The sequence below is a fragment of the Chryseosolibacter histidinae genome (genome assembly GCF_018598225.1).
GTDB lineage: Bacteria > Bacteroidota > Bacteroidia > Cytophagales > Cyclobacteriaceae > Chryseosolibacter > Chryseosolibacter histidini.
This window is the reverse complement of record NZ_JAHESF010000020.1, coordinates 1-26,686: the sequence shown is the minus strand read 5'-3', so window position 1 is coordinate 26,686 and position 26,686 is coordinate 1. Positions and strand designations below refer to the sequence as shown.

The window sequence follows — 26,686 nt, the reverse complement described above, 5'->3', positions numbered from 1 at the left end:
TGATTGCGTGTACACTATTAAAATGAAACGCAGCGCTGGCAGGAGTTCGTTACTTACCAGTAGCCTGCACCAGGGTATATGTTTTTCCGGATTCCGTCTTCAGATCATATAAAAAGAACTTTGGCAACTCCGCTTTTGTGAGCTGCACTTGCGGAACGATCAATGGCTTCTGCACGGCATCCACTTCATAAAAAGGGTTTGGGTTGTCTCCTCTCGCTCTTGCAAGCGAGGTCTTGCTTGCCGAGCTAAGTGGCTGATCTGCCCTGACGCGGCACACACCGCCCAGCGTAGAACGGATCTTCACAGACGTGACCTTCTTATCTTTCCAGGTAAGATCCACTTCAAAGCCACCTCGCGCCCTCAGTCCTTTCACTTCACCGTCTTTCCACTGGTCGGGCAGTGCCGGAAGAAGGTGCAGTGTTCCATCGTGCGACTGCACCAGCATTTCTGCGATGCCTGCACTACATCCAAAGTTGCCATCGATCTGGAACGGCGGGTGTGCATCGAACAGGTTTGGGTATGTACCTCCGCCACCTTCGTTCGTGCCCACCGGCGAAAGCTGGTTGGTGATGAGCTTGTAGGCGCGGTTGCCATCGAGCAGCCTGGCCCAGAAGTTCACTTTCCATCCCATAGACCACCCGGTAGAGATATCGCCGCGTTGCGTCAGTGTATTCCTTGCGGCTGCGAACAGCTCCGGCTCACGGAATGGTGAGATCTGGTTGCTGGGATAAAGTCCATACAGGTGAGAGATGTGGCGGTGTTTGTCATTGGGGTTATCCCAGTCTTTCAGCCACTCCTGCAGTTGTCCATGCTTGCCGATCTGCATCGGGGGAAGGCGCTTCCTGAGCTGCCGCAGCGAATCTGCAAAAGGTTTGTCCAACTTCAATGCCTCGGCGGCGCGGATGGTGCGGCTGAAGAGATCGAAGACCAGCTGGTTATCCATGGTGGCGCCGGCGGTGACGGAAGCTTTTTTTCCTTCGCCATAATGATACGTATTCTCAGGAGAGACGGATGGCGCTACCACCAGCCACTTCGTTGCCGGATCTTCCTGCAGCACATCGGCGAAGAAACGGCTCGCACCTTTGAGCACGGGATAATATCGCTTTAAAAAATCAGTATCGCCCGTGAAAGCATAATGCTCCCACAGGTGTTGGGAGAGCCAGGCACCACCCATGGGCCACATTCCCCAGGAATGCGCTCCATCAACCGGGTCGGTGACCCGCCAGAGATCGGTGTTGTGGTGTGTGACCCATCCCCTGGCGCCATAGGTCTTTTGTGCGCTTTCCCTTCCCGTTACGGCGAGGTCTTCCAGCATGCTGAAAAGGGGTTCATGCATTTCGGGGATATTGGTCACTTCCGCGGGCCAGTAGTTCATCTCGGTGTTGATGTTGATGGTATACTTGCTGTCCCACGGCGGCACCAGCTTGTTGTTCCATTTGCCCTGCAGTGTGGCCGCCTGGCCTCCGGGCTGTGAACCGCAGATGAGCAGGTATCTTCCATACTGAAAGTACAATGCGGCCAGGTGTGGATCGTGAGACGTTGCAAACGCCGCGAGCCGCTGGTCCATCGGTTTTTTTACGGCATCGGTAACCCCCAGGTCGAGCTTCACGCGATCGAAATAATTCCGGTAAGCTTTTTTGTGATCGTTCAGCATCAGCGAATAATCCCTTTTTTCAAAAGCCTGCCTGAGCCATTTACCGGCTTTCTGATAAGCATCGGCAGAAATATCCCTGTAATTCACAAAGTTAGTGGCCGCAGAAACACAGATCACCACAGCATCGGCATCGGTAATGGAGATGGCACTTGCATCGGTGATCATTTGCCCGCCTTCGATCCTGGCGCCGGCGAGGGTCTCGAACTTCACGGCACCTTTCACACCTTCATGGTCGCTGGTAGTTCCGCTCAGCACCAGTGTATTGTTATCGATCCTGATGTTGTGGCCACGGTGCGGACTCTGGAAGCTCAGCTTACACGAGATCGCTCCGGGTTGTCCGGCGGTTAACCGGATCACAACAACCTGGTCGGGGAACGATACGAACATCTCTCTTTTATAGCGGATGCCATTCACCTCATAAGAGACGGTGGCAGTGGCGTCTTCGATGTTCAGGTCGCGGTAGTAGTTGGTGAATGACTCATGTCCGGCAAAGTCGAGGTAGAGGCTTCCGATGGGCTGGTAGGGCATGCCGTCGTTCAGCGACTTCACATTTTTGTCGGCAACCTCCTGGGCTTCCTGGTATTTGCCTTCGAACAAAAGCTTGCGGATCTCCCCGATCACCTCCCCTGTTCGCGGGTTGATGTTGTTGTTCGGCGCGCCCGCCCAGACGGTCTCTTCATTGAGCTGCAGCTCTTCTCTCTGAGGACCGCCGTACACCATCGCTGCCAGTCTCCCATTACCCAGGGGCAGGGCTTCTTCCCATACGCTTGCGGGCTTGTTGTACCACAGCTTCAGCGTAGCATCCTGCTGGGCAAAAGCCGGGAGGCTCAAAATGACCAGCACCGTACAAAGCATCGATAGTTTTCTCATGTTGAATGTCGTTGATCTCAGTCCTCCAACATAAGCATTTTTTCAGATGAAGTTCACACCCTCGTGTGCTAACTTTTTGTATTTGACACGGTCAAAAGTGTAATAGAAGGCGCCCTTTCTCGAGGTCTCTTTCTCTTTTTCACCCAGCTTTTTCAGGATGCCCAGGGAAAGGATCTTGCGGGTGAAGTTCCGCTTGTCGAGACTGGCATTGTAGATGGCCTGGTAAAGGTTCAGAAGCTGGGGCAGGGTAAATTTGCGGGGCAGCAGCTCAAATCCGATGGGGTGATTGGCAACCTTGTTACGCAGCATCTCCTTAGCTTTGTTGATCATCTGCTTATGGTCAAAGATCAGCTTGGGTATGCTTTCCAGCGGGAACCACTGGGCTTCGTGTGTATTGACCAGCTGGCTGGTGTAATCTTCTATATTAATGAGCGCAAAATAAGCGATGGAAACCACCCGTCCTGCTGAATCGCGTTTGGTATCGCCAAAGCAATACAATTGTTCCATGTAGACATTGGTGAGGCCTGTCAGCTCTTTCAGGATGCGGGCCGCGGATTCGTCAACGCTTTCCTTCTTATTGACAAAACCTCCCATCAGGGACCATTTTCCTTTTTCCGGCTCGAAATCCCGCCTGATCAGGAGGGCTTTCAGCTTCGTTCCATCAAATCCAAAGATGATACAATCAACCGCCACGAGCAGTTTGTCGTGATTCCTGTACTTTACAATATCCATGAGGTAAGCCTAAACTTTCCCCAATAATAACAGATTAACTTTCAACAGGCCTGCCGCTCACAAAAATGAGTTGACAATTGACAATAGGCAGTTGACAATGGCCTGGCGTAGGTTAGTAGACCGGTTAAATATGATAGGAACGCAGGTTTTGTCAATTGTTCTATTGTCAACTGTCAATTATTGGGCTACTCCATCCGGAATGGTAAAAACCAATCTCCCGCCTCCAGCCTGGCTTTGGCTTGCGAAGCTTCGGCGGTCTTCCCTGCCTTCTGGAGCTTGTCATGGATCTTCGCGGCGATGAAAGACGGGTCGTTCCTCCTGATGGCTACACGCAGCAGGTCTGCCCAGCGGTTGCCTTCGTAGGCCAGCTCGAGGGCACCCTCCATGATGAGCTTGTCCTCTATATCACGTTTCAGTGCTTCGGCGTTGGTCAATACCCTGGGCTTTACCGACATGTTGAAATATTTCACAGAGTCCAGTGTGAGTGCTGTGACATAGGCCCTGCCCCTGATGCCGTCATGCCGGTGCCAGTCGTCCCGGAAGAAGGGAACGTTGGTAGAACGGGCGGCAAAATTGTAAGGATATGGCAGGAACGTATCCAGCTCTTTGGTCACATCGGTGATCGCAGGATCGTCATATGTAACACGGATGCCCCCCGGATTCAGGAACGCCCAGGCTACCTTGGAATGATCGTCGCGATTGGCGGCTTCAGCAAAACGAAGGTGAAGCAACGCGGCGCGGCCCAGGAACCATTTGCCGGTACGCTGCAAAGGCAACAGGGGATCATAGTTGTAAATATGTTTTTTGATCACCGGCTGTCCTCCTTCCATGGCATACGTGAACCGGCCCCGCTGATCAAAGGTGAATCCATTACGCTGCACCTGTGCGTTCCATTGATCCATGGCCAGTTGCGCCGGCCTCACCAGGTATTTGCCTCCGGAGTTGGAGAACAGGTCAACGAACGGTGACGACTGTTTGAACCTGCTGTCGAAAGGAAGCACCCAGATCCATTCGCTGTTGAAGAGCGGGTCCTGCGGCCTGATGAACATCGACTTCCAACCTTGTGTGTTGTTGTTGATCAGCGATTTATAATCCTGTTCCTTATCGCGGATGTAACCAATGGCCAGGTCGTCATTGCTGGCAACATCTGCGTACTTCACTTTGTAAGAATCGTAGATCGCCACGCCCGACACCGGTGTCATCATCACATCCTTGTACTGCATGGCGGCCTTTAAATAATCGCCATTCCAGAGATACAGGTCGCCGAGGAAAAACTTCTTATTGATGAAAAAGAGGTTCGTGGAATATCCGTCAATGTTGGCGTTCAGCGTGCTGTTGAGGGCATACAGCTCATGCGAGGGAAGCTTCTCCATCACGGCGATGAGCTCGCGCACCATCTCCTGCAGGCCGAGCACAGGCGCGCCTTCGAGATCTTTCAGGTCATCCACACTGGCAAGCGGTTCGGTCACGTAAGGAACCTGACCCCAGTGAATGGCCACCTGAAGGTACAACCAGCATCTCAAGGTAGCGATGTCTGAATAACGTTCGTTGTACTCCGCCTGCAGCAGCTTGCTATCGGCGAACATGATGTCGAAGTTCCTGAGCACATCGTTGCAATACAGGATGAGCTCATAAAAAGGTTTAGGGCTGGCATACGGATTCTGATCACTTGCCTGGTGATAGCTGATCTGCTGAAGGTTCACGTCTGCATTGGCGGTAACATCCATCAGGTCTGCCCGGAGCTCATTCAATACAATATAGTGTTTGGCCAGGCCGAGAAATTTTCCGTACACGCCGATCACGGCAGCGTCCGCATCAAACCGGTTGCGATAAGCCTGCTTCGGCTCGAGCGCCTTGTCGGGTTTGGAATCGAGCATGTCTTCGCAGGAAGTAACGCCAACGAAGGTTCCGCCAGCGATAACAGCGGTGGCCAACATGCGGTATATTCTTTTCTTTGTCATCATATTGCTATCTGAAAAAAGATTCAAGGATCATAAACCGATACGAACGCCCATCAGCACCGACCTGTATTGCGGAGTCATGGTAGCGTCAATTCCCTGCAGCACCGCGTTGTTGGAAGCGCTGAACTCCGGGTCATAACCCAGGTATTTTGTAAAGGTCAGCAGGTTGTTACCTGTGATGAATACGTTGATATACTTCAGCTTCTCGGTTCTGATGGGCAGCTGATAGGTAGCCGATACGGTCCTGAGCCGGAGATACGATCCGTCTTCGATCCAGCGATCGGAAAAACGGGCATTGCCCATCGGGTCGCCCCAGGTAGCACGGGGCATGTCGGTAACCTGTCCTTGTGTTCTCCAGCGGTTCAGGGCCAGCAGCGTCTGGTTCTCAAATCCGTCCATGGATTCAAGCCGCGCCCGTGTGTAGTTGTAAACGTCGTTGCCATAGCAGAAGGTCAGGCCCGCATCCAGGCTGAAGCGTTTCCACTCCAGGCGTGTGCTGAACATACCGGTGAAGTCGGGGTTGGGATCACCGATCACGGTTCTGTCGTTTTCGTCGATCACCTGGTCGGGATTCAGGTCGGCAAAACGCACATCTCCTCCCCTGAAAGGTGTAATGGTACCGTTGCTCAAGCGCATGCTGTAAGCCGCAGCTTCTTCATCGGTAGTGTAAACACCGTTGGTCTTATAACCATAAAATACGGCCAGTGGCTGCCCCGTGGTGGTCAGCAGTGTCGCATCCGCATACGATGCCATGAGGTTGTTCTGCGGAAGCTTCGTTACCTCATTCCTGTAAGTCGCCAGGTTCAGGCCGATGTCGAGCTTCAGCTGCTTATCGATGAGCCGTGCGCCGGTAGTAACTTCGATGCCCGTGTTCTGCATGCCGCCGTTGTTGGTCACGATGCGATCGATACCTCCCGTAGACTGCACCGTTTCATAGGTGATCATGTTACTGGTGGTATTCCTGAACACATCAACACTCACGGTAACGCGCTCGTTGAGCAACGCCAGGTCCAGGCCTGCATTCAGCTTCTTAACGGTTTCCCACTGCAGCCGCGGGTTGGCCAGGTTACCCAGCACCAGCCCCTGCATGCCCAGCAGGTTCTGCGATACATAATATTGCTTGGCATTGTAGTTTCCGATGTCATCATTTCCCGTAAGGCCATAGCTGGCGCGCAGCTTCAGCATCTCGACAAAGCCTGCATTGCTCATGAAGTTCTCGGACGAGATCAGCCAGCCTGCACCTATAGAGGGAAATACGCCGAACTTGTTGTTAAAGAGGGTAACACCGCCCCTCACCTCGTCACCGAATCTCGAGGAGCCGTCAACCGCAACGTTCAGTGAAAGAAAATACTTGCTGCGCAGGGCGTAGTCGAGCGAAGCGTAATAGTTGAGCCACGCCCATTTGCCCAGTCCCCCGCCGGTCTGGCGCAGCGCTGTGGCACCGGTGCCGATGGTCTGCAGGTCGTCTGTGGCTGAATTGAAGCCGAGCCCGTAATCTTCTTCGCTCTTGTTGTTGATGGAGCGCAGGCCTACCCTGGCTGAAAGGTCGTGCACGGCATCAAAGGTTCTGTCGTACGAGACCCTGGTATCGTTGTAGAGGGAGAACGTGCGTTGCAGCTGTGCGCCCATCCTGCTTTCAGCCAGTGCGTTGTAAAGGGTGTCGGGGATCACACCACGGCGCGGGATGAACAGGTTCTCCCGCAGCTTGTCATAAGTGATGCCAAACAGCGAGCTTGCGTTCATGTGATCGCTGATCTTGTAATTGAAGTTCACCGATCCGAAAAAACGGTAGCTGTTATTGCGGGCGATCATCTTCTCGAAGATCTGCACCGGGTTGCTCACGTTGAACACATCGACGTCTGCCAGGTTGGGCGAGCGAAGGCCCTCGTCGGATATTTCGTTGGTGTTCAGGAAAGGGGCTTTGATCAGCCCGGCGAAAATGGGATTGGTCTTCTCCGACAATCCATCCTCAATAAGGTTATGCTCACCATAGGCGAACGACAGGTTGGTGTTGCCTGTCAGGCGGGGACTGATGTTGAGGTCTGCATTGAAGCGGGTCACGTACCTTTTAAAATCGGTGCCCCTCACAATGCCGTCACTGCCCGTGTAGCCGAGCGAAAGCGAGTACCTGGCAATGTTGTCTCCTCCCGTTACCCGGATGTAATAGTTCTGGCTGGAGCTGTTCCTGAACACTTCGTCCTGCCAGGCCGTGTTATTATGATAGCGGTGATATTCAGACGCGGCCGGATCGTCGTTCATGTAAGGTTGCGCCAGGATCTGGTTGTCGGAATAACCTGCGCTCTTTAAAACGTCTGACAGGTAAACGCGGTAGTCAGACACGCCCATCACCGGTAAAGACTTCGGGGCGAAGTTGATGCCCGTATACGCGGAGAAGTCAATTTTCGTGGCGAGCTCCTGTGCATGGGTGGTGGTGATGAAGATCACGCCATTGGCACCTTTCGAGCCGTAGGTTGAGGTGGCGTCTTTCACCACGCTGATGTTGTCGATATCTTTTATGTCGATGTACTCAAGTGGGTTGGCGAAATAGTTCTTGATGAGTGAGCCTCCATAGTCGTTCATGTCGTAGATCATGCCATCGATCACTACCAGGGGCTGGTTCGCTGTATGCAGGCCGTTGAATCCGCGCAGCGCCATCAGGGTGCCCATGCCCGGTGTGCCGGATCTCCTGACCATGTTCAGCCCGGGGATCTTGCCCTGCATGTAGTTCTCCGGGGTTTCGGCAGACGACTGGAAACTGCCCGGCGTATTGACCGAGACCACGGCATTCACCACACCGCTCATAGACCGCCGCCCCTGTGGTACGTAAGCCATGAACGCATAGGCCGGCCGGTAGATGCTGTTGAACGCAGCTTCATGAAGGCGTACGGTGACTTTGCTCCTGCCCTTGATGGCCACCTCTTTGGTCTGAAACCCTTCGCCGGTGAGCAGCAGCGTAGCGGTGTTGTCTGGCACCTCAATGGAGAAAGCGCCATCCTTGTCTGTGATGGCCGATGAATAACCCACCACGGTAACGTTGATACCTTCCAATGGATTTCCCGTGGAAGCCTCTTCAACGGTGCCCGTTATTTGTAATCCGCTGCCGGGCTGATAGGAAACTGAATCGGGCCGTTGCGCGTGGGCTTGCCGCGATGTCAATGACAACGCCAGCAGTACCGATACAGCGCTCAGGATATGTGTAAAGATTTTCATAACGATGGTTTAGAATATGGGCACCAGCTTGATGTAGTCGATCTCGATCGGGTTCAATGTATTGGGCGACGTCGCTGTGCCCGCGACCACAAACAGGTACAGCGAACGGTAGTTGTCGAGCTTGTAATCTCCCAGGTACTTCAACCGGTTATTGGCCGGGTTGGCCTTGAGGGCGTTCACCTTCACGTAATTGAAATCCTTCTGCGGTGCCGGTGCTCCGGACACATAAATACTCTTCAGGTCAATCACGAGCTTCTGCTGAAAGGCATCCAGGTGTGCGTATGGCGGGTTGGCGGTGGCATTCGTATAGGTGGTATCCACAAAATCGTTCACAGTGCGCCAGTATACCTTATAGCTCATCGAATACAATCTGTCGATCTTATACCGTACGTTGAATTGTGCGATGCCATGGTTCCACACGCGCAGGTCGGCGCCGCCACTTGCCCAATCCCTGTAGCGGTAGTGAATGTTCACGTTCTTGTCAGTTCTGCTGAATCCGTCAGGAAGCTCGCCCTGCACGATGATGGGCGGAAACTTGTCTTTCAATCTGAAATTCATGGCCTTCATCACATACACAATGCCGTTGCTGGTCAGGTGTGTCTCCAGGATGGCACTCTTATCCATGGGGACCTTCACGCCGAACTTGGATACGAGTGTATCAGGCAACGCGTCAGGCGTGAACACTCCCCTCACAACAAGGTCTTTGGCCAGGTGCCACGAGGCAAGACGGGCGGTGCTGTCCTGGTTTCCTGTTTTTGTTGTGAAATAAGGTTTGAGCCTGGTGAACTCTGTGTTAAAGGTATTGTCGTCGAGGATGATGAAAGTGTGCAGCGAATCTTCGTTGCTGATATCGATCGCCTCTTCCAGGAAACGGTTTCTGGTCACAATGCCGGTGCCCGGTTCATAGATAGGCTTGCCCGTGTTGGGATCTACACCGGTCTGCGTGGCAAGGCTGTCTACAAAATCCTGGTACGTGAGCGACTGCAGGTAAGCCAATTGCTTCGGTCCCGCGGAAGATGCGAGCAATAGCTCCCAGCTGTTCTGCCTGGGTATCACAGGTTCGTTGATCACGTGCAGCACGCCATTGCGCACATACTCGTTCGCCGATACAACACCGGCACTTTCAAGCCTGTTGCCATACCAGGTAAGGTTCTTACCGTTGATCATTTTGATGCGCACGGAAGGGTTTGCCGATTCTGTGAAATACTCCTGGTATGAGATATGGTTGCCGATAAAAAGTTTGAGCTTTTCGGCATCGCCCGTAATATCAGCCGATACAGTGGCAAGGGCCTGGTTATCGGGTGCCCACACCGTGAACGACCTTGACGACGCGAGCACCTGGTCATATCCTGTTGCCACCAGGTATTCGGAGAACTGGCTCAGCTCCGGTGTTTTTTTAATGGCCTGAAACAAGGTCTCGTTCAGCGCCTCATGCGATGGTTTGTTGTGCTCGTCCCACTCATTACAGCCTACCGTTATCACGATCAGGCTGAGGGCTGTGAGCATATAGTTCTTAAAGCGGATCATTGTCTTCATCGGTTAGTTAGGTCTGGGCACCAGCGTTCCGTCCACATTAATGCGCGGATAGACCTGGTCTTTATCGATCGGAATAAAATGGACCATATCAGAGAGGAACGGGTTACCGGTGCTGCCACCGCGGTTGGTGAGCCCCACGATCCTGAACTTGTGCCGGTCGGTGGTCTTCACATCGATGGTTCCGATCTGGCGGCCGAGCCAGCTGGTGTTGGCACTACCGGTATAAAGCTTCCAGCCCTGTGCCTCGGCTTCATCAACGGTTACGCCCGACGGGTAAGAAGGTCCCGGGTTGAGGCCGAAGATGCGCGGCAGCGGATCTCCGTCGAAGAATGCCTGCATGTCGTTGAAATTTGTGCGGCGGTAACAGATCCAGACCTTGTATTTTCCTTTCACCAGCAACGGCGTCACAAACTCGATCCAGGGAATAACACCCGTGCGGATGTTCATGGTAAGCCTGTCGCCCCACACATACGGATCTGAAGAAGACGCCGCGTTGGTAACGTACTGGATGGTGTTCGTGGCAGCGCCGCCCCAGGTAACATCCTTGAGTGTGCCCAGTGAAATGTTAACGGTTCTACCGGGCTTCCGGAAATCGTTGGTCATGAGCCTGAGCTCCGGCTGATCGGCGAGGTCCCAATGCACAGCATACGGAATGCGGATCTTGATGGTATAGTTATCGCGTGAAGCATGGAGCACACCATTGGTAGCCGCAAAATCGCTCAATGCACGGTCCAGTACTGCGCCTGGTTCCTGAACTCCCCTGAAGAGGTCTGCGTTGATGCGCACATCTTCGCCATCCAGCCGGGTGGTGATCACTTCGAGAGGCGCCAGCGTGGTATGCGATGGTGCAGTGACCAGATCCGCGATGTATTTGATGTCGGGCAGGATCCTGTAGGCAACAAAGAGGTAAAGGCTGTCGCCCGGGTTCGCAGGGTCGCCCGTGTGGCTGTAACGGTTCTTCACGCTCTGATAGCTTGCAAAACCGCTGTTGGCAAACGTTGTGTTGTTCTGCGCGATCACCGTCAGCCATTTCGTTGTGCCATCGGGATTGGTAGCCACGGTGTTCAGCTTCTCATAAAAACCTGTGGCCTGCACCATTTGTAAGAATATGGAATAAGCGGGGTCCTGTTCCAGCATCTGCGCAATGGTGAGCGCCGCGGGCTCCATCACATGATCGATCACGTGAATGATCCCATTGGCGGTATGAACGTTGCCCTGAATGATGTTAGCCTGCCGGTTGACGCGGATGAACGATGTGCCCTCAACATTCACGGCACCGGTGGTAAGATACTGGCCATACATGGTTGGCTTCACCAGCTTTCCGTCGGTGAACGCAGCAGTAGAAAGTGTATCCTGGATGACGTGGAACCGCACCAGCTTTTTCAGCTCGTTCACGTCCAGCGCATCCACCGAGCTCACGCCCTTCTTCTGCAGGTAGGCCTGAACAGCCTCGTTGGTGGGTGCGAAACAGGTATACGTTCCGTACGCGCCAAGGAAGCCGGAGTTGCCACTCAGCTCGAGCACCTTCATGAACTCCGAGAACCGGCTGGGTTCCTTTTCGAAGTAGCCTGTGATCACAACATCCTCTGTTGTGGCCATATCGATGTCGGGGTCATTGCATTGCATCACAATGCCGCCGATGAATATGCCGAGCAATATTGTTGTCAGCAGATTCCGGTAGGGGTATATCTTTCTTTCCATTGGGTTTAGGATTATCGCAGGTAAAATGGATTCTGCACCAGGTTCTTGTTGGTGAGCAGCTCTGAATAGAAAATGGGCAGGTAGTGGCTGTTGGAATCCAGCAGCTTGTTGATGATGCTCTGCTGCCGTTCCGGGGGCGCGCTTTTTACGGCCATGCTGATGAGGATGTCGAGCCTGCTGTAGCTGTCGCGACGGGCATTCCGCAAAAGATCGAACCATCGCTTTCCTTCAAAGGCCAGCTCCCGCGCGCGCTCTTCCAGGATGTAATCCGTAAGTCCGGAGATATCGTCGGGATCAATGCCGCGCTCCGTAGCCTCGAGCGCATTGCCCCTGGTGCGCACCTGGTCGATGATCTGCAGCGCTTCGGCGCCACCACCTGTTTGCGCCAGCGCTTCGGCCTTCAGCAGCAGGATGTCTGCATACCGGTAGATGATCCAGTGCGCGTACGATTCGTTCACGGTCCGTTGCCTTTCAGCATCCAGGCCCAGGTATTTCCAGATCCTTCCGTCAGACCGCAACGAGGCACCATCGGCACGCAGGTCTTTATTCTCGGGATTGGTAAAATCGATGGTATACATTTCTTCCAGCACCAGCGGCGACGCGAGCCAGCGCCGGTTAGTAGCAAACATATCGAAGAAGGGATTGGTCTTCTGCACATCGAACTGCAGCTCGAAAATGCTCTCGTTCGAATTGCCGGATACAAACTGGCTTGCAAACCATTCGCCACCGCCCACGAGCCCGAACTGGCCCGAGTTGATGATCTCGTTGCAGGCTTCGATAGCGTGCTCATAATCCTCTGCCCACAGGTAAACGTCTGCCTGCAGCGCGTTGACGGTATATCGTGTAACGCGTCCTTTGTTAGCGGCGTGGTTACCGTACGAGAGCACCGCCATTTCCTCGGCTTGCCGCAGGTCTGCCAGGATGCGGGTGATGATCTCCTCTTCTGTGCTCTTGGCAATGGCGTATTCATCCTGGTCACTCACGGTGGGCTCGATCTTCAGCGGTACCTCGCGGAAAGTCCTGACCAGGTAAAAGTAAAGCAGGCTGCGGATGGTAAGCGCTTCGGCGAGGTAAGCGTTGAGCTGGCTTTGCTTGAACGTAGGGTCGGTCCTGAGCACGTCAGGCGCAAACTTGATGAGCGTGTTGCAATAATTGATGGTCTTGTAAAATGATCGCCAGTTGGCAAGGGCATTGGTTGCCAGGATATTTCCATTCACCACCTCCAGCTCGGCGGCAACGGCGGAGGTATTGGGAACGATCATATCTCCGCGCATTTCTCCCCAGAGGAACATCGACTCGGCAATAGACCGCTGGTTATCCGTGGTGCCCAGCAGCGAAGCGTAACACCCGATCATGGCTGCCTGCACCTGCTCTTTCGTTTGCCAGAACTCCTGCCTTGTAATGGCGTCCTGCGGTTCCAGCGCCAGCCAGCTTTCACACGCCGTGCAAAGCGCCAGCAAAATGATGAGCAGTAATTTATAAATATACTTGTGTGCCATAAGCAATATCTTTTGCGTGGTTAAAATCGTGCAGCCAGGCCAACCGTAACAGACCGCAGCGGCGGGGTGAGCGCGTTGTCATAGCCGAGACTAAAAGCATCACCGCTCTTGTATGAAACTTCCGGGTCCTGGCCGGTGTATTGCGTGAAGGTGAAGAGGTTCTCCAGCGTCACGTACACGCCCAGGGTATTGGCCCCGATCTTTTTGATGACCGAGGGATTGAAATCATACCGCAGCGTGATGTACTTGAGGCGCACAAACGATCCATCCTCTACAAAGCGGTCGGAGCCCAGCCAGTTATAACCATAACCGATCAACGCGCGTGGGATGTCGGTCTGATCACCCGGCTTTCTCCAGCGGCGCAGCACAGCGGTGCTCTGGTTATCGTACGAGTACATATTCTCCGTATTCATGCGCGCGCTGTTGATGATGTCATAATCAAGGCGGAAGTTGAAGAACATGTTGAACTTGAAGTTCTTGTAGGTGAACGAAGGGCCGAAGCCACCTGTATACCGGGGGTTGGCATTGCCTAGATACACCACATCGAGCTCGTTGATGTTACCGTCATGGTTGATGTCTTCGTACTTTGCATCGCCGGGCTGGAACACGTAATCGGCAACGGGATAGTTGAAGCGCGTGTAGATAGGCTGTTCGTTGGCATCCAGGATCACCTTGCCGTCTTTGTCACGGGCGATGGTTGCATCGAGGTCTTCATATACACCTTTGTACCGGAATCCATAAAAAGAACCGAACGGGTTGTTCACCTGGAGGATGGTCAGGTACTCTCCATTGGTGGTGATGTTGCCAGCCGTACGGGGAAACAGGTCTGAGATCTTGCGGATGATGTTGAAGTTCCGGGCGAGGTTGAGGTCGAAGCGCAGGTTGAAGTCACTCGTTCTGATGGCGTTATACGAAACGCTCAGCTCCCATCCATTGTTATCCATCACACCCACGTTCATATCGACATCAGGAAATCCGGAGACCGATGGCAAGGGCAGGTTTTCTTTGAACATGTCTTTGGTGCGCTTGCGATACACATCGAAGTTGACAATGTATTTGCCTTGCTGCACATCGAGGTTCAATCCGAAATTCTGTTGTGTAACAGTTTCCCAGCGCAGGTCTCTCAGCTCGAGGTTTGCCGGGTAGATGCCCGCCATGCCGAGGTAGTTCCAGCTGAAGCTGTTGTATTTGCCGAAGTGCAGGTAGCTGTCTTTCGGTGCGTTGCCGCTGGAGCCGATGCTGGCCCTGAAGCTCAGGTCGCTGATAAAATTGCTCAGCGGGTCCATGAATGGCTCGCCCGAGACCCGCCAGCGGAATGAAGCAGTAGGAAAATTCCCGAAGCGATGACCGGCACCGAACTTGGAGCTTCCATCCCGGCGAATGCCCGCGTTGACAATGTAACGGTCGAGCAGACTATATTGCACGTTGACCAGCGCACCCAGGCTTCTGCTTTGGGAGATGCCGGAGCCGAAGGGCAGATCGGTGCTTTGCGAACGTGAAGGAATGGAAGGATCCTGGAAATAAGAGGACGCCGAATTGGATGTTACAACGCGGTAGCTCACACCCCGGTTGTCATAGGTAAGAAAGGAGAACAACGCCTGCAGGCTGTGGTTCTCGTTCTTGATCTTGGGTGAATAAATGAGATTGAACTTGGTCTGCACAATGAACTCGTCGGTATCGCTGTCGTCGGCCCTGTTCACATACGTGTCGGTGGTAGGGCGGCCGGTAGCGATCTGGGGAAGGAACCGCGAGGTCTTGGAGTTGTTGATGTCGAAGGCCACATCGAAAGTGGACAGCAGCACAGAGGGCAGGATCTCGTACTGAATGTTGAACACAGGACGGATGCGGTCACCGATGTTATTGCTCTTGCCATGCCGCAGCAGCGCCACGGGATTGTAGGTATTGGGAAAACTTCCCTGGATGTTGAAAAACGGCGAAAAGTAATTGGGTGTCTGGTTGCCATACTCATCGTACTCGTACACCGCCATGTTGGGCATTTTCTTGTAGGCGATCGCCCGCGGATTCTGCGGATCGTTTGACTTGCCGCTCACGTTGTAGATCTGATCATTGTCGACGTGCGTGTAAGACAGATCACTCCTGAAACGGATCTTGCTCGAAACATTGAAGTCGAGGTTGACGCGGGCGTTGAGGCGGTTGAAGTCCGTGCCGATGGTAGTACCCGCGGTTTTGTTGTAGCCGAGCGATGCGAAGTAGCTGGCCTTCTCCCCTCCTCCCTGAAGCGACACATTGTGGTCCTGGAGATATCCGAGCTGTGTGATCGCATCGATCCAGTTGGTGTTGTTGCTGTAATTGTAATAGTAATATGGATCGCTGGGGTCATACTGGAATTCCTTGACGGTGGTGGTGTTCAGTGGCCTGCCATCGCGGTTCATGAAGGCCTCGGGGATCAGCATGGCATACTGGTCTCCTGAAAGCATCGGGATGGGGTCCGGCTGTTTGGTCAGGGTACCTTTGAAAGTATAGTTCACTGTGGGCTTTCCAACTTTACCCCGCAGCGTGTTGATCACGAGCACACCATTGGAAGCGCGTGAGCCCCAGATGGCGGTAGCCGCGGCATCTTTAAGCACGGTAATGTCTTTGATGTCCGAGGGGGCGATGTTCAGCAGCTGCGCATAGCCCTGCTCGGTAGCCGTTGCAAAGTTGAAGTCTGAGGCGATCTCGATGTCGTAAGGCATACCATCCACCACGATGAGCGGGTCTGACGACTGGTTGATGGAAGAAGTTCCGCGGATGCGGATGGACATGCCGGCTCCCGGATCACCGGAGTTGGCAACGATGTCGACACCCGCCATACGTCCCTGCAGTGCCTGATCGATGGACGTGGCCTGGAGCTCGCTCAGGTCCGCAACGGTCACGGTAGCAGATGCTGTGGTGAGGTCGCGGGAGTTGATCTCCATCATACCGGTGCTGGTGGTCTTGGTAGCCGTAACTTCAACCGCTGCGAGGCTGGTCACATCCGGCGCCAGGTTTATGTCGATCACCGTTCTTCCGTTCACCTGCTCGCGGATGGTGGTATAACCGATGAAGGAAAAAGCAATGGTGCTTTCGGAGTTCACGTTCTTCAGCAGGTAATTTCCGTTGAGGTCGGTGGACACACCGGAGATGATGCGGTTATATTTATCCATCTCCACAACGGTAACACCTGCCATGGGCGTATTGTCACCCTTGTCCAGCACCTTGCCTCGTACCGACGTTGCCTCCTGGGCCTGAAGGGCACCGGCGAAAAAAACGGGCGCGACGATGAACAAATATCTTATCCTGGTAAAAAATCTTATCATAGGGCTTAGGGTTTGGATCTATCGTCAATAGCGTAAATACTTGTCTATCTGGTGAAACACAGCGCGGTTGCCCAGCACGTTAGACGCGGCGGCATTCACGTTCGCAACACGTCCTTTCATATCGGTAACTTTAAACTCCACCCCAGCCTTGTTGCTGATGGTAAGCACAGTGGGGTCTCCGCTCAACGTCTTGAACAATGACTCGAAGCTTCCCTCCTCTTTTCCGTTGTTGATGATGGAGAACTTTGGCAGGATGTGATACAGGATAAAATCGATCACCTTCTGTTTGTCGGTATCACTGGTCGGCGTAATGCTTGCGGGAAGAATGCCATCGGTCACGGCCTGCGCGATAGCAGCATTGTTAGGAATAAAGAAGGTATGGAACACGCCGGTGCCAACACCATTGATGTCGCCGGTGGTGGCGTTGAACACGGCCGAATTCTTCAGGTAATCATAAAAGCGCTGGAAGGGTTTTCCCACGGCATCCCCCTGGTCACGGATATAGAACCCGGGACCTTTTACAGGATTGTTATCGGGGAACCGGATGAAATCAGTGGCGTAATGCACGATGCCGTTGTAAGCATTCACGCTGGGTGCCTGTGTAGTATTGACCTTCACGGTAGTATTCTCTTCGAGGTTGCCGGCAGCGAACACCGTGTTGTTGTCGTACTTAATGAACTCACCTCCATACGTTTCCACGATACCTTTTCCCGAGAGGTTGCTGAGCTCATTGTTCTGGGTGATCATCACGTGCATGTTGATCATACGGGTCCAGTTATCAACAGCCTGGTTGGTGGTGCCGTTGTAAACCCATTCATTGTTGGTGATGTTGAAGTCATGTCCCGCCGCGCGGAGAACCTCATCGGGAACCAGGAAGAGTGTGAACTTAACGTGAGGGCTGATGATGGTTGTCTTCAGCTCGCGGCTCAGGAAACGGGTCATCAGCATATACTTCGGATCGAGGTAAGCACGGCCGAATACACTTCTGAAAACGTCGGCATCCTGCGCCTTATTGGTACCATACAGCATACCATTGCTCAGCACCTTCGCCTCTACAATGTTGGAAGCAGGATCGAATCGCGCCTCTTCTCCCAGGAAATTAAAAACACTTTTGAACTTGCTCGGCCATACGGTGGTCTGCCACATGTGCGCGTTGATAAAATCGTTGATGATGGCGGGCGGCATGGCATCCAGCGATGTATACTTATTAAGCAATACCTCATTGATGTATTTCGTCGTTGCCTCGTTGTTGGGCGCAAACAGGGTCCAGCCGTCGGACTGTCCATCGTTATCCGCGGCCTTCAGGAAGTTTTCGTTGTTGGGTGAAAAGGCCAGGATCCCCGAATAGAACTTAACGTACACCGGTTCATTGGAGCCCGTCATCACCCGATACCGGTCTGTGACCTCCGGATGTGTCTGGTAGATGATCTCGTATTTCTTCAACAGGTCCATGAACACACTGTATTCAGGCTTGCTGTTGATGTGTGATTCGATGCTGGGTAGTGGAAGGACCACTTTGTTGATCTCATGGATCATTCCATTCTCCGCCTGAATATCGGCAGTGACTACCGATGCATCAGCCACGTTGAACCCGGAGAAAGTTGTATTAGGATAAAAGTAATTGTAGTCGAAGGCGGTGAGGTTTTTGGCGGTAAGATAGCTGTCGATGAAGTATGGGATGTACTTGTTATTGTTGTCACCAAAAACATAACCACCGTTCCTGTTTGCCGACGTTGCCTTGATCGTGCTGCCATCGGGAAGGGTCTCAGTGTAGACGCCGTCATAATACGCCGTTCTCCGTTTGAACGCATTGATGGGCTGCCACCCGAGGCTCGACTGATAATCTGACAACCGCGTTTTGTCAAATGAATTATAGACCAGCGCATAGGTCACGATCTTCCGGGCCATGACCTCATCGATAGCATCGACACTGGGCAATTGCTGTTCCTTCAGAAAAGTTTCGAAGGCAGCATCGTTCGGCGCAAACACTGTGAAGTACCCGGCGCTGCTCAATGTTCTTTTGTACGCTGCCTTGTCGACGCAGGCAAGAAAATTCTTGAAGTTGCCTTTCGCCTCGAGTTGTTGATACACGGGTAACGGCAACCAGTCCGGCCTGCCGTAGTGTTCATCAAATTCTTTATCCTGACAAGACGTGAGAACAGTCAGCAGTGATAAGAACAATATTAAAGGCCTGGCAAAGTTTTGCATAGCGCTCATGGAATTTTAAAATGAATTTCCCGAAGAAGATAAACACAACCATCCTGCACTAACCCGTTTGCGGTTTCGGGTGAAAACTTTCTTCGGTGTAATTAACAGCGGGAGAGTCTTGTTGCCAGTTGCCGGATAGCCAGTTGCCAGTTCGCGTACGCGCAGACTTTTCCTTCGCCAGGCGTATCCTGGAAAAAAGAATAAGTGTCATTTACACACACCAACAACTGGCAACCGGCAACCATTCAAACTCAGTCATCGTTTCGTCTCCGCGCTCACCGTTTTAATCTGATACCGTTGCGGTTGCTGCATACCTTCCCCGAGATAATAGCTTGTGTGCGGAGGCTGATTGTAGGCAACGTTCTGCCACGCAATGGCCAGCCTGTACACCGGGTCCTGCATCAGCGTTGTGAACCTATAAGTTGTTGGCACCGATGTAGTGTAAATACGAAGCGCCTTGTTATCATTGGTTCGCCAGATCACTTCTTCACGCCAGTCGCCAAACAGGTCTGCGCTCAATACCGGTGTAGCTTTGGTTCCGTTGTTGGAGGTACACTCCTGCGCAACCAGCAATGGTCGTTGCGCTCCTGCCTGCCAGTCCCACTTATAGATGGTGTTCTTGTCGAGGAGCTCACGCAACAGGTCTCCATCCCACCACACACCAAAGTTGCAGGATGACGGTTCATTGTCGGAGATCTTCTCTCCTTTCGCGCTGTACAATCCGCGCAGGTTCGCTCCTTTCACCCAGCATTCGAATCCCGCATAACGCGGATCGATGTCGAACGCGTTTCCACGACCGGGGCCCTCGCCGTCGTCACCTGCCTTCACGGAAGGTTTCTTCCAGTAGATCTCACCGGTGCGGGCATTTCTGAAATGCATGCCGGCATCATCAAAACGTTCCTGGATATCGAACACTTCCAGGCCGGGCTTCTCCGGATCGAGATCTGTAAAGTGAAGGGCATCGCCATGGCCCAGGCCTGTGGAGTACAGGCCCGTGCCATTGTCATCGATCACGCAGGCGCCGAAGATGATCTCGTCTTTACCGTCGGCATCCACGTCGCCTACGCTGAGGTTGTGGTTGCCCTGCCCGCGGTAAGGCCTGTTTGTTTCAGAGGCATCACTGTCGAACGTCCACACGTTGCTCAGCTTGCCGTCGCGCCAGTTGAAGGCAGCCAGCACGGTGCGCGTGTAGTATCCCCGTGACATGACAAGGCTGGGTCTTTCGCCGTCGAGGTAAGCGATGCAGCCGAGGAACCGGTCAAACCTGTTGCCGTAGCCATCGCCCCACATCGCTTTGAGCTGTGCTTCCGTGGGCTCGAGGGTATCGGGATAACGCGCGGGAATGTAATCCGTGGTGGCGAGCGCCGCGCCGGTGAGGCCATCGAATATTGTCAGGAACTCAGGTCCCTTCAGAATGTATCCGTTCTCGTTCCGGTGATCGGCGTTGGCATCTCCAATGATCTTTCCTTTTGCATCTTTGCTGCCATCGGCGGTCTTGCAGGCTACTTCAGCCCGTCCGTCGCCATCGAGGTCGTACACGAGAAACTGTGTATAATGTGCGCCCTCGCGGATGTTCTTGCCCAGGTTGATGCTCCACAACAGGGTGCCATCAAGTTTGTACGCGTGGAGGATGGGCTCATCGGTGACTCCTTTCTGAGAATTATCACGGCCACGTCCCGCCATGTGCACCACCAGCTCATATGCACCGTCTCCATCGAGGTCGCCAGCCGAGGCATCGTTGGGCGCATAACCTTCCGGTGTCTGCACCGGAAGCTCCAGGTAAGCCTGCACCGGCGCACTTTCCTTCAGCACAAACTGCCGGCTTGCTCCGGTTTCCTTACCCCGTACGAGGGGCTGCACATACCACGCATTGGTTGCCGTCAGGTCCGCCAGCGAATCTGTAAAGTGTGTCGGCCCGGTCAGCGGCTTTTTATTGAGCTTCACGGCTTTGCCCTTGCCCGAAACGCGATACACGTTGAACGACACCGCGGGGTCATCGGTGGCCAGCAGTCGCCAGCTGATGAATATTTTCTTCTCCGTTACCCGCGTGGCCACAACACCGCGTTCAAGGTCTTCCATGTATCGCTGCGCATGGAGCAACGATGACGCCAACATCAGCCAAAGAAAAATGAGTTTCCTATTCATAACACATTGTAGAAATCACTTCCTGAGAAATCCCGCCAACGGAAAACCTGCTGCTTCTTTCAACGCCGTGGCTACGATCGCCGCGTTGATCCTGGCACCTTCTTCCGTAGTGTGGGTATGGTCCTTGAGAAAAAGTTTCGACTTCACTTCATCCGGTCCCAATTTTTCATACTGTGAAGCCACGCGATCGTTCAGGTCGATGAAGAACGCGCCCTCCGCCTTGGCTGCAGCTTCCGCCCATTGCCTGTAGCTGGCGGTAGCACGTTCTACCTTGCCATCTTTCCAGATGTTGCGGGCCACCAGCGAACACACGATGGGTGTTGCACCTTTCGCTTTGGTATCCTGGATGTACTTGCGGATATACCATCCATAGGTGTGGACGGTCTCTGTTTTTTTGGTGATGAGGTTGTCGATGACCTCGGTCTCCTCTCCGGTTCCCCTGATGGAGCCTCTTGCACGCAAGGTGTCATTGAGCGGGCCTCCATCATTGTGGCCGAACTGGAGCATCACATAGTCGCCGGGTTTCACTTTGGCGAGCACGTTGTCCCACAATCCTTCGGTCTGGTAAGTGCGGCTGCTGCGTCCACCGCGGGCATGATTCTCAATGGTGATACGGGTGGTATCGAAATGCGGCGCCAAAAAATCACCCCATCCCCACAAGCCATCGGCACCCCGGCCGCCACCGTTTTTCACGGTGCTATCGCCAATGAGGTAGAGCACTGGTTTTTCTTGATTCGTCTGTGCGCAAATGAAGCACAGGAGGCATAAGAGTACAGGTATAGGTCGCATAACTGGAATGAAGGTCGCAGTTTGTGCAATCGATTGTATCCTGTACTTACGGTGCGTGTCCTGTGGTTACCTGCTTTAAAAAAGAAGCCAGGAGTAAGGAGTCAGGAGCCAGGAGTCCGTCTTATTGGGATTGTATGGACGTGACGAGATGTTCCGCATTTTATAAAATGCCGAATGTCTTTTAATGCCTAATGCCCAATATCCTAATGCCTACTTTTTCGAAAAAGTGAAAGCAGGAAGTTCAAGGATCTTCCCTCCTTGCTTCGCCGATTCGTGGGCGAGGATGCCGACGCAGGTGATGTTGGCAGACTGTGTGGCGTTCGGATAAGGTTGCCGGGTTTGTACCAGCGCGCTGAGAAACTCGTGCACCAGGTGAGGATGTGATCCGCCGTGGCCGGCACCTTGTGTAAATGACAGGTGCTGGTGATCGTCGGCATCGTATACTCCTTTAGTTGTAAAACGCTGGATGGGCTCCGGTAACAATTTTGCGTAATCAGGACATTCCACTTCTTCGGGAATCTCCGGCTCGGGACGTTTGGCGGTATGCACCACCAGCGGCTTGCCTTCGATCAACGGCCACTCCACGGTCTTCTTCGATCCGTACACTTCAAAGCTCTCCCGGTACTGGCGGGCAACATCGAACAGTGAACGATAGACATGGGCACTGAGATCGGAGTCCTTCAGCTTGATGTGGGTGGTCTCTACGGCATAGGGTGAATTGTAATGATGATGCAGCTCTTCCCGAATGGTGCCCGATCCGAAACATGAAACATACGCGGCTTCTTTTCTCAGCAATCCCAGCACTGGTCCCACACAATGGGTGGCGTAGTGCATCGGCGGAAGGCCCGGCCAGTAGTTGGGCCATCCGTCCATATCCTGCTGATGGCTCGCCTTGATGAACTGAACTTTGCCGAGCTCACCTTTCTCGTACAGCTCTTTCATAAAAAGGAACTCGCGCGCATACACCACGGTTTCCATCATCATGTAGGTAAGGTTATTCGCTTGCGAGAGCCGAACGATCTCTTCACATTCTTCTACCGTGGTGGCCATGGGTACCGTGCAGGCTACATGCTTGCCGGCCTTCAATGCTTTGATGGACTGAATGCCATGATCAGGGATCGGCGTGTTGATGTGCACTGCGTGGATGTCAGGATCCTTCAGCAGCTCATCGTACGACGTGAATCTTTTCGGTATATCGAAAGCGTTGCCGATCTCATCTAGCTTGGACTTTGTTCGCTGGCAGATCGCCACCAGGTTGGCATTCGGATGTTTTTTGTAAATGGGAATAAATTCTGCGCCGAAGCCCAGCCCGATAATGGCCACGTTGATCTTTTTATTACTCATCGTTTCAACTTTTTAATAATTTCTTCAAGAAGGCAATGCCGTCGGTTGCAAACCCATCCTGGCTCCCGGCGAGGTTCTTCCAGATGCACACGGCGCCTGCCAGCGTTTTGATCTCAGGGGTAAAACTTTCGATAGAGACCACACCGCGGTAGTTGATCTTCTCCAGTCCTTTTTTGAAAGCATGCCAGGGCGTTTGTCCCGTGCCGGGGGTGCCCCTGTAATTTTCAGATACCTGCACATGGATCAGCTTATCGCCTGCAGTGGTGATGGCCTGCTCGAGGTCACGCTCCTCGATCGCCATGTGAAATCCATCCAGCAGCACTTTGGCGGCGGGGTGATTCACATCGCGGATGAGCCGCATCACATCTTCGGCAGTATTGATCAGGTCTGACTCAAACCGGTTCAGGGGTTCCAGGGCAATGGCGAGTCCACGTTCCTGCGCCAGCACACAAACTTTGCCGATGTTCTTCACGGCCCGCTCCCACTCCACCTTGCGCTGCTCCGGTGGAACCATCCTTGCTTTTCCCACCGCTGAATACATGGGGCCGGCAAAAAAAGCGGCGTCCCAGGCGTTGCAGAGGTCGAGGCATTGTGTGATATATTCAAAACAATTCTTATGTACTGCGGGATCGTCGTGGGTGAGATCTCTTCCCGGGCCAAAAGCGCCGCATACCACCGCGCGGAGCCCGTGCTGCTGCAAGGCCGCCTTTACTTTTTTAGCATCGATCTTCTCAGGGTCTTCTACCGGGATCTCCACCGCATCATAGCCCATGGACCTGATCTTCGGAAACAGTGCAGTGGTTTCTGTAGTGAACGGGGAAGTCCAGAGCCAGGTGCTTACGCCGAATGAGATTTGAGACATGAGATTTTAGATATGAGATGTGAGACTACCTGCTAGCGCGATTAGAGATTGGGTTTGTTCTTGGTGACTTTCATGATGCCGTTCATGATGGACCAGTGGCCTGGGAATGTGCACACAAAAGGATAATCGCCTGGCTTATCGGGAGCGACGAAGCTGAGCGTTACGGTTTGCTGCGGGTTCACCAGCTTTGTTGAAAAGAGCACTTCGGGCATGTCGGGAACGTAGTTCTTCTCTGCACCTTTTGGATCGGAGGCTAATTTGTCGGCAGCCTTGCCCACGGTTTCGAGGGCACCGGGTCGTGTGATCACGAGGTTGTGCTGCATGAAGTCAGGATTTTCAAAAACGATCTCAACGGGTTTGCCGGCCTGCACTTCGAAGGTCTTCAGGTCGTACTTCATCTGGTTTTTGATCACCTTGATGTGGATGGCTTTATCAGACGGGCCTGAAGCCAGGGCTTTGGACTCGTCGGGGGCTGCACTGCCCATGTAAGCATTGACAAACACTTCGGCGATAGAAGCATCGCCGAAAGGATTCCTGCCTTTTGCGCTGAACTCCTTCTCCACTTCATATTTCCAGTTGCCGGCCAAAGCGATCTTTTGACCTCCCACCTGGAGGAACATATCACCTGCATTTCCATACATCCCTCCGCCACCACCGGTGTCTTCCACTTTTACAGCGATCACATTTTTGCCGGGCTTCAGTGTGCCGGCGGGGATCTCGTATACGCGCTTCTCGTTGTATTTTTTCCGGATACCTCCCACCCTGACACCGTTGATCCATGTTTCGTCGGAGTCATCCACAGGTCCCAGCGAGAGCGTTGCTTTCTTCGCTGCCCCGCCGGAAATGTTCACCGTTTTGCGGAACCAGATCACACCATCGATATTCAAACCCGCGGTCTCAATATGCTGTGGCAGCGCCATCTCTTTCCAGGCCGATTCGTCGAGGTCTGTAACCTCACGGCTTCCCGGTTGCACTTCCATTTTTTTGTAACCCGGATTCGCTTCCATGAACGCAGCTATGAAACCCTGTTTATGTCGATAGGCTGCAGCATACACTGCCTGCGAAAGCCAGTCGTCACGCTTCACGTTCTCTTCCGTGCTGATCTGGTAAAGGGTTTTACCAAGGGCATCAGAAGGTGAAATATCGACCAGGGCCAGCACTGCTGCAAGGCGTGTATTGGGATCGGGATCATTCAGAACACCCGAGCTCACAATGCCTTGCTCCGTCCATTGGTTCTTCGACAGGATCTGGATCGCGGCTTTCCTGACGCCGGCAGACTTGTGCTTCAATGCGCCGGTCACGATCTTTTCAGCCTGATCATCTTTGGTCAGGGCACCCAATCCATCGATGGTCCAGAGTGCATGGATGGCGGCGTAATTTTCACCGCTGTCGTCAACGGATGCGTCTTTTGCGAGGTCATACAGGTCTGGCAGCACACCGGCATCTCCGCTTTCTACCAGCAGGCGCTGCGCCGTCATTCTCCAGAAGAAATTATCGCTGCCCAGTGTTTCCACCAGCTCGTCCGTGTCGTCTTTGTCCAGCGCGATCGGGTCGTACGGCTTCGCCTCCCGGCTCACCACACGCCAGATGCGTCCATGGGATTTGTCTCTCAACGGATTTTCGTAAGCGTTGCCTTTACCGTTCACGGCGGCATATCCACCGCGTTCCGGTGTAGGCGTAGGGTTGTGCTGGATGATGAAGTTATACCAGTCGAGGATCCACACGGCACCATCGGGACCTGTTTTAGCGTCGACGGGAGAAACCCACTCGTCTGAGCTGGCAAACAGGTTCCAGCCGTCTTTCTCAATGAAGCCTGCGCCACTCTTTTCGATGCGGGCCATGTGCACCAGGTGTCCGGTAGGTTCGCAGACAAAAGCGATCTTGTTCCAGAACTCCTGCGGATAATTTCGCGCCGAGTAAAAGTTATGACCTGCCGCAGCGGTAAAGCCTCCGAACACATCTACCTGCCTCACGTGCGGCGTGATGGGATGCATGGCATAATGGCCATCGATCTTGGCACTACCTGTGAGCTCTACACCCTCCACTCCTTTTATGGCCCTGGCGGGAATGCCCATGAACACGCTGTGGGTGTTGTTGGCCGTTGACGCAAACACATCGTTGTTTTCGGAGAAGCCAAGCCCCCACGTGTTGTTGCTGGTGGACGTCATGAACTCGAAAGCGGAAACGTCTGGCTTGAAACGATAGACGCCCTGGCTGAACTGCCTGTTCTCTCCGGCGATGGTTCCTTTAAAACCGGAGTAGCCTACCACACCCCAGATCTGGTTATCGAAACCGTATTTCAGGTTGGAAGGTCCGGCATGTGTATCGTAAGTGCCCCAGCCATCGATGATGATCTTCCGCACGTCTGCTTTGTCGTCACCATCCGTATCTTTTAGGAACAGGAAGTGCGGCGCCTGTGATACAATAACGCCACCGTTGGAAAACACCATGCTGGTAGGAATGTTGAGCTTGTCGGCAAACACGGTAAACTTATCGGCTTTGCCATCACCATTGGTATCTTCACAGATCTTGATGCGGTCGTCGCCTACATTATCTTCTTCGAGCACAGTGTTAGGATAGTCCACGGTTTCAATCACCCACAGTCTTCCTTTTTCATCCCACTCCATGGCTATGGGATTGATGATATTGGGCTCGGAGGCAAACAGCTCGAGGCTGAAACCCACGGGCACCTGGATGAGCTTTTGAGATTCTGCCGGCGAGAGCGGTTCCTGGTATTGCGGGGCCGGATCTCTTTTTTCATAATTGGGTATGTTGGCCTCATCACGGTAAACAAGCGTTGGCATTTCCTTCCTGAACGCGGCCCATTGTTCTTTCACTTTATCTCCTACGGCCCAGAGGCGGACTTCTTTCATCCG

Annotated in this window: 14 protein-coding genes; all 14 read right to left on the bottom strand. The window is 53.4% G+C overall.

The genetic code is table 11. The features are described 5' to 3' along the window. Positions 1 to 49: 49 nt before the first annotated feature. A complete protein-coding gene (locus KK083_RS19080) occupies positions 50 to 2,524 on the bottom strand; it encodes a glycoside hydrolase family 95 protein (RefSeq protein ID WP_254166273.1) in 2,475 nt (824 codons plus the stop codon). Positions 2,525 to 2,566: 42 nt separating this feature from the next. Continuing rightward, complete coding sequence (locus tag KK083_RS19075) at positions 2,567 to 3,256, bottom strand: NUDIX hydrolase (RefSeq protein ID WP_254166271.1); 690 nt, start codon at positions 3,254 to 3,256, stop codon at positions 2,567 to 2,569. A gap of 185 nt (positions 3,257 to 3,441) precedes the next feature. Further along, positions 3,442 to 5,220 (bottom strand): RagB/SusD family nutrient uptake outer membrane protein, encoded by a 1,779-nt coding sequence (locus KK083_RS19070; RefSeq protein WP_254166269.1) that lies wholly within the window; start codon positions 5,218 to 5,220, stop codon positions 3,442 to 3,444. 27 nt (positions 5,221 to 5,247) lie between these two features. Then, a complete protein-coding gene (locus KK083_RS19065; protein WP_254166267.1) occupies positions 5,248 to 8,427 on the bottom strand; it encodes a SusC/RagA family TonB-linked outer membrane protein in 3,180 nt (1,059 codons plus the stop codon). Positions 8,428 to 8,436: 9 nt separating this feature from the next. Next, a complete protein-coding gene (locus tag KK083_RS19060) occupies positions 8,437 to 9,963 on the bottom strand; it encodes a fasciclin domain-containing protein (RefSeq protein ID WP_254166259.1) in 1,527 nt (508 codons plus the stop codon). Between the two features lie 3 nt (positions 9,964 to 9,966). Further along, on the bottom strand, positions 9,967 to 11,664 hold the full coding sequence (locus tag KK083_RS19055) for a fasciclin domain-containing protein (RefSeq protein WP_254166257.1): 1,698 nt from the start codon (positions 11,662 to 11,664) through the stop codon (positions 9,967 to 9,969). 11 nt (positions 11,665 to 11,675) lie between these two features. Then, a complete protein-coding gene (locus KK083_RS19050) occupies positions 11,676 to 13,163 on the bottom strand; it encodes a RagB/SusD family nutrient uptake outer membrane protein (protein WP_254166255.1) in 1,488 nt (495 codons plus the stop codon). A 20-nt stretch (positions 13,164 to 13,183) separates the two neighbouring features. After that, entirely contained in the window at positions 13,184 to 16,462 is a 3,279-nt protein-coding gene (locus KK083_RS19045) for a SusC/RagA family TonB-linked outer membrane protein (protein WP_254166252.1), read from the bottom strand. A gap of 24 nt (positions 16,463 to 16,486) precedes the next feature. Beyond that, positions 16,487 to 18,679 carry a fasciclin domain-containing protein gene (locus KK083_RS19040; RefSeq protein ID WP_254166245.1) on the bottom strand — a complete coding sequence of 731 codons (2,193 nt, stop codon included), beginning with the start codon at positions 18,677 to 18,679 and terminating at the stop codon, positions 16,487 to 16,489. 246 nt (positions 18,680 to 18,925) lie between these two features. Next, positions 18,926 to 20,815: a rhamnogalacturonan lyase gene (locus KK083_RS19035; RefSeq protein ID WP_254166243.1), complete on the bottom strand. Its 1,890-nt coding sequence runs from the start codon at positions 20,813 to 20,815 to the stop codon at positions 18,926 to 18,928. A gap of 15 nt (positions 20,816 to 20,830) precedes the next feature. Further along, positions 20,831 to 21,535, bottom strand: coding sequence for a rhamnogalacturonan acetylesterase (locus tag KK083_RS19030; protein WP_254166241.1), 705 nt, complete (start codon positions 21,533 to 21,535; stop codon positions 20,831 to 20,833). Between the two features lie 279 nt (positions 21,536 to 21,814). Continuing rightward, positions 21,815 to 22,948, bottom strand: coding sequence for a Gfo/Idh/MocA family protein (locus tag KK083_RS19025; protein WP_254166239.1), 1,134 nt, complete (start codon positions 22,946 to 22,948; stop codon positions 21,815 to 21,817). A gap of 4 nt (positions 22,949 to 22,952) precedes the next feature. After that, the gene (locus KK083_RS19020) at positions 22,953 to 23,810 is read right to left on the bottom strand and encodes a sugar phosphate isomerase/epimerase family protein (protein WP_254166237.1); all 858 of its coding nucleotides are present in this window, start codon (positions 23,808 to 23,810) and stop codon (positions 22,953 to 22,955) included. A gap of 41 nt (positions 23,811 to 23,851) precedes the next feature. Then, positions 23,852 to 26,686 (bottom strand): PVC-type heme-binding CxxCH protein (locus KK083_RS19015; protein ID WP_254166235.1); only part of this gene is annotated, 2,835 nt, incomplete at its 5' end.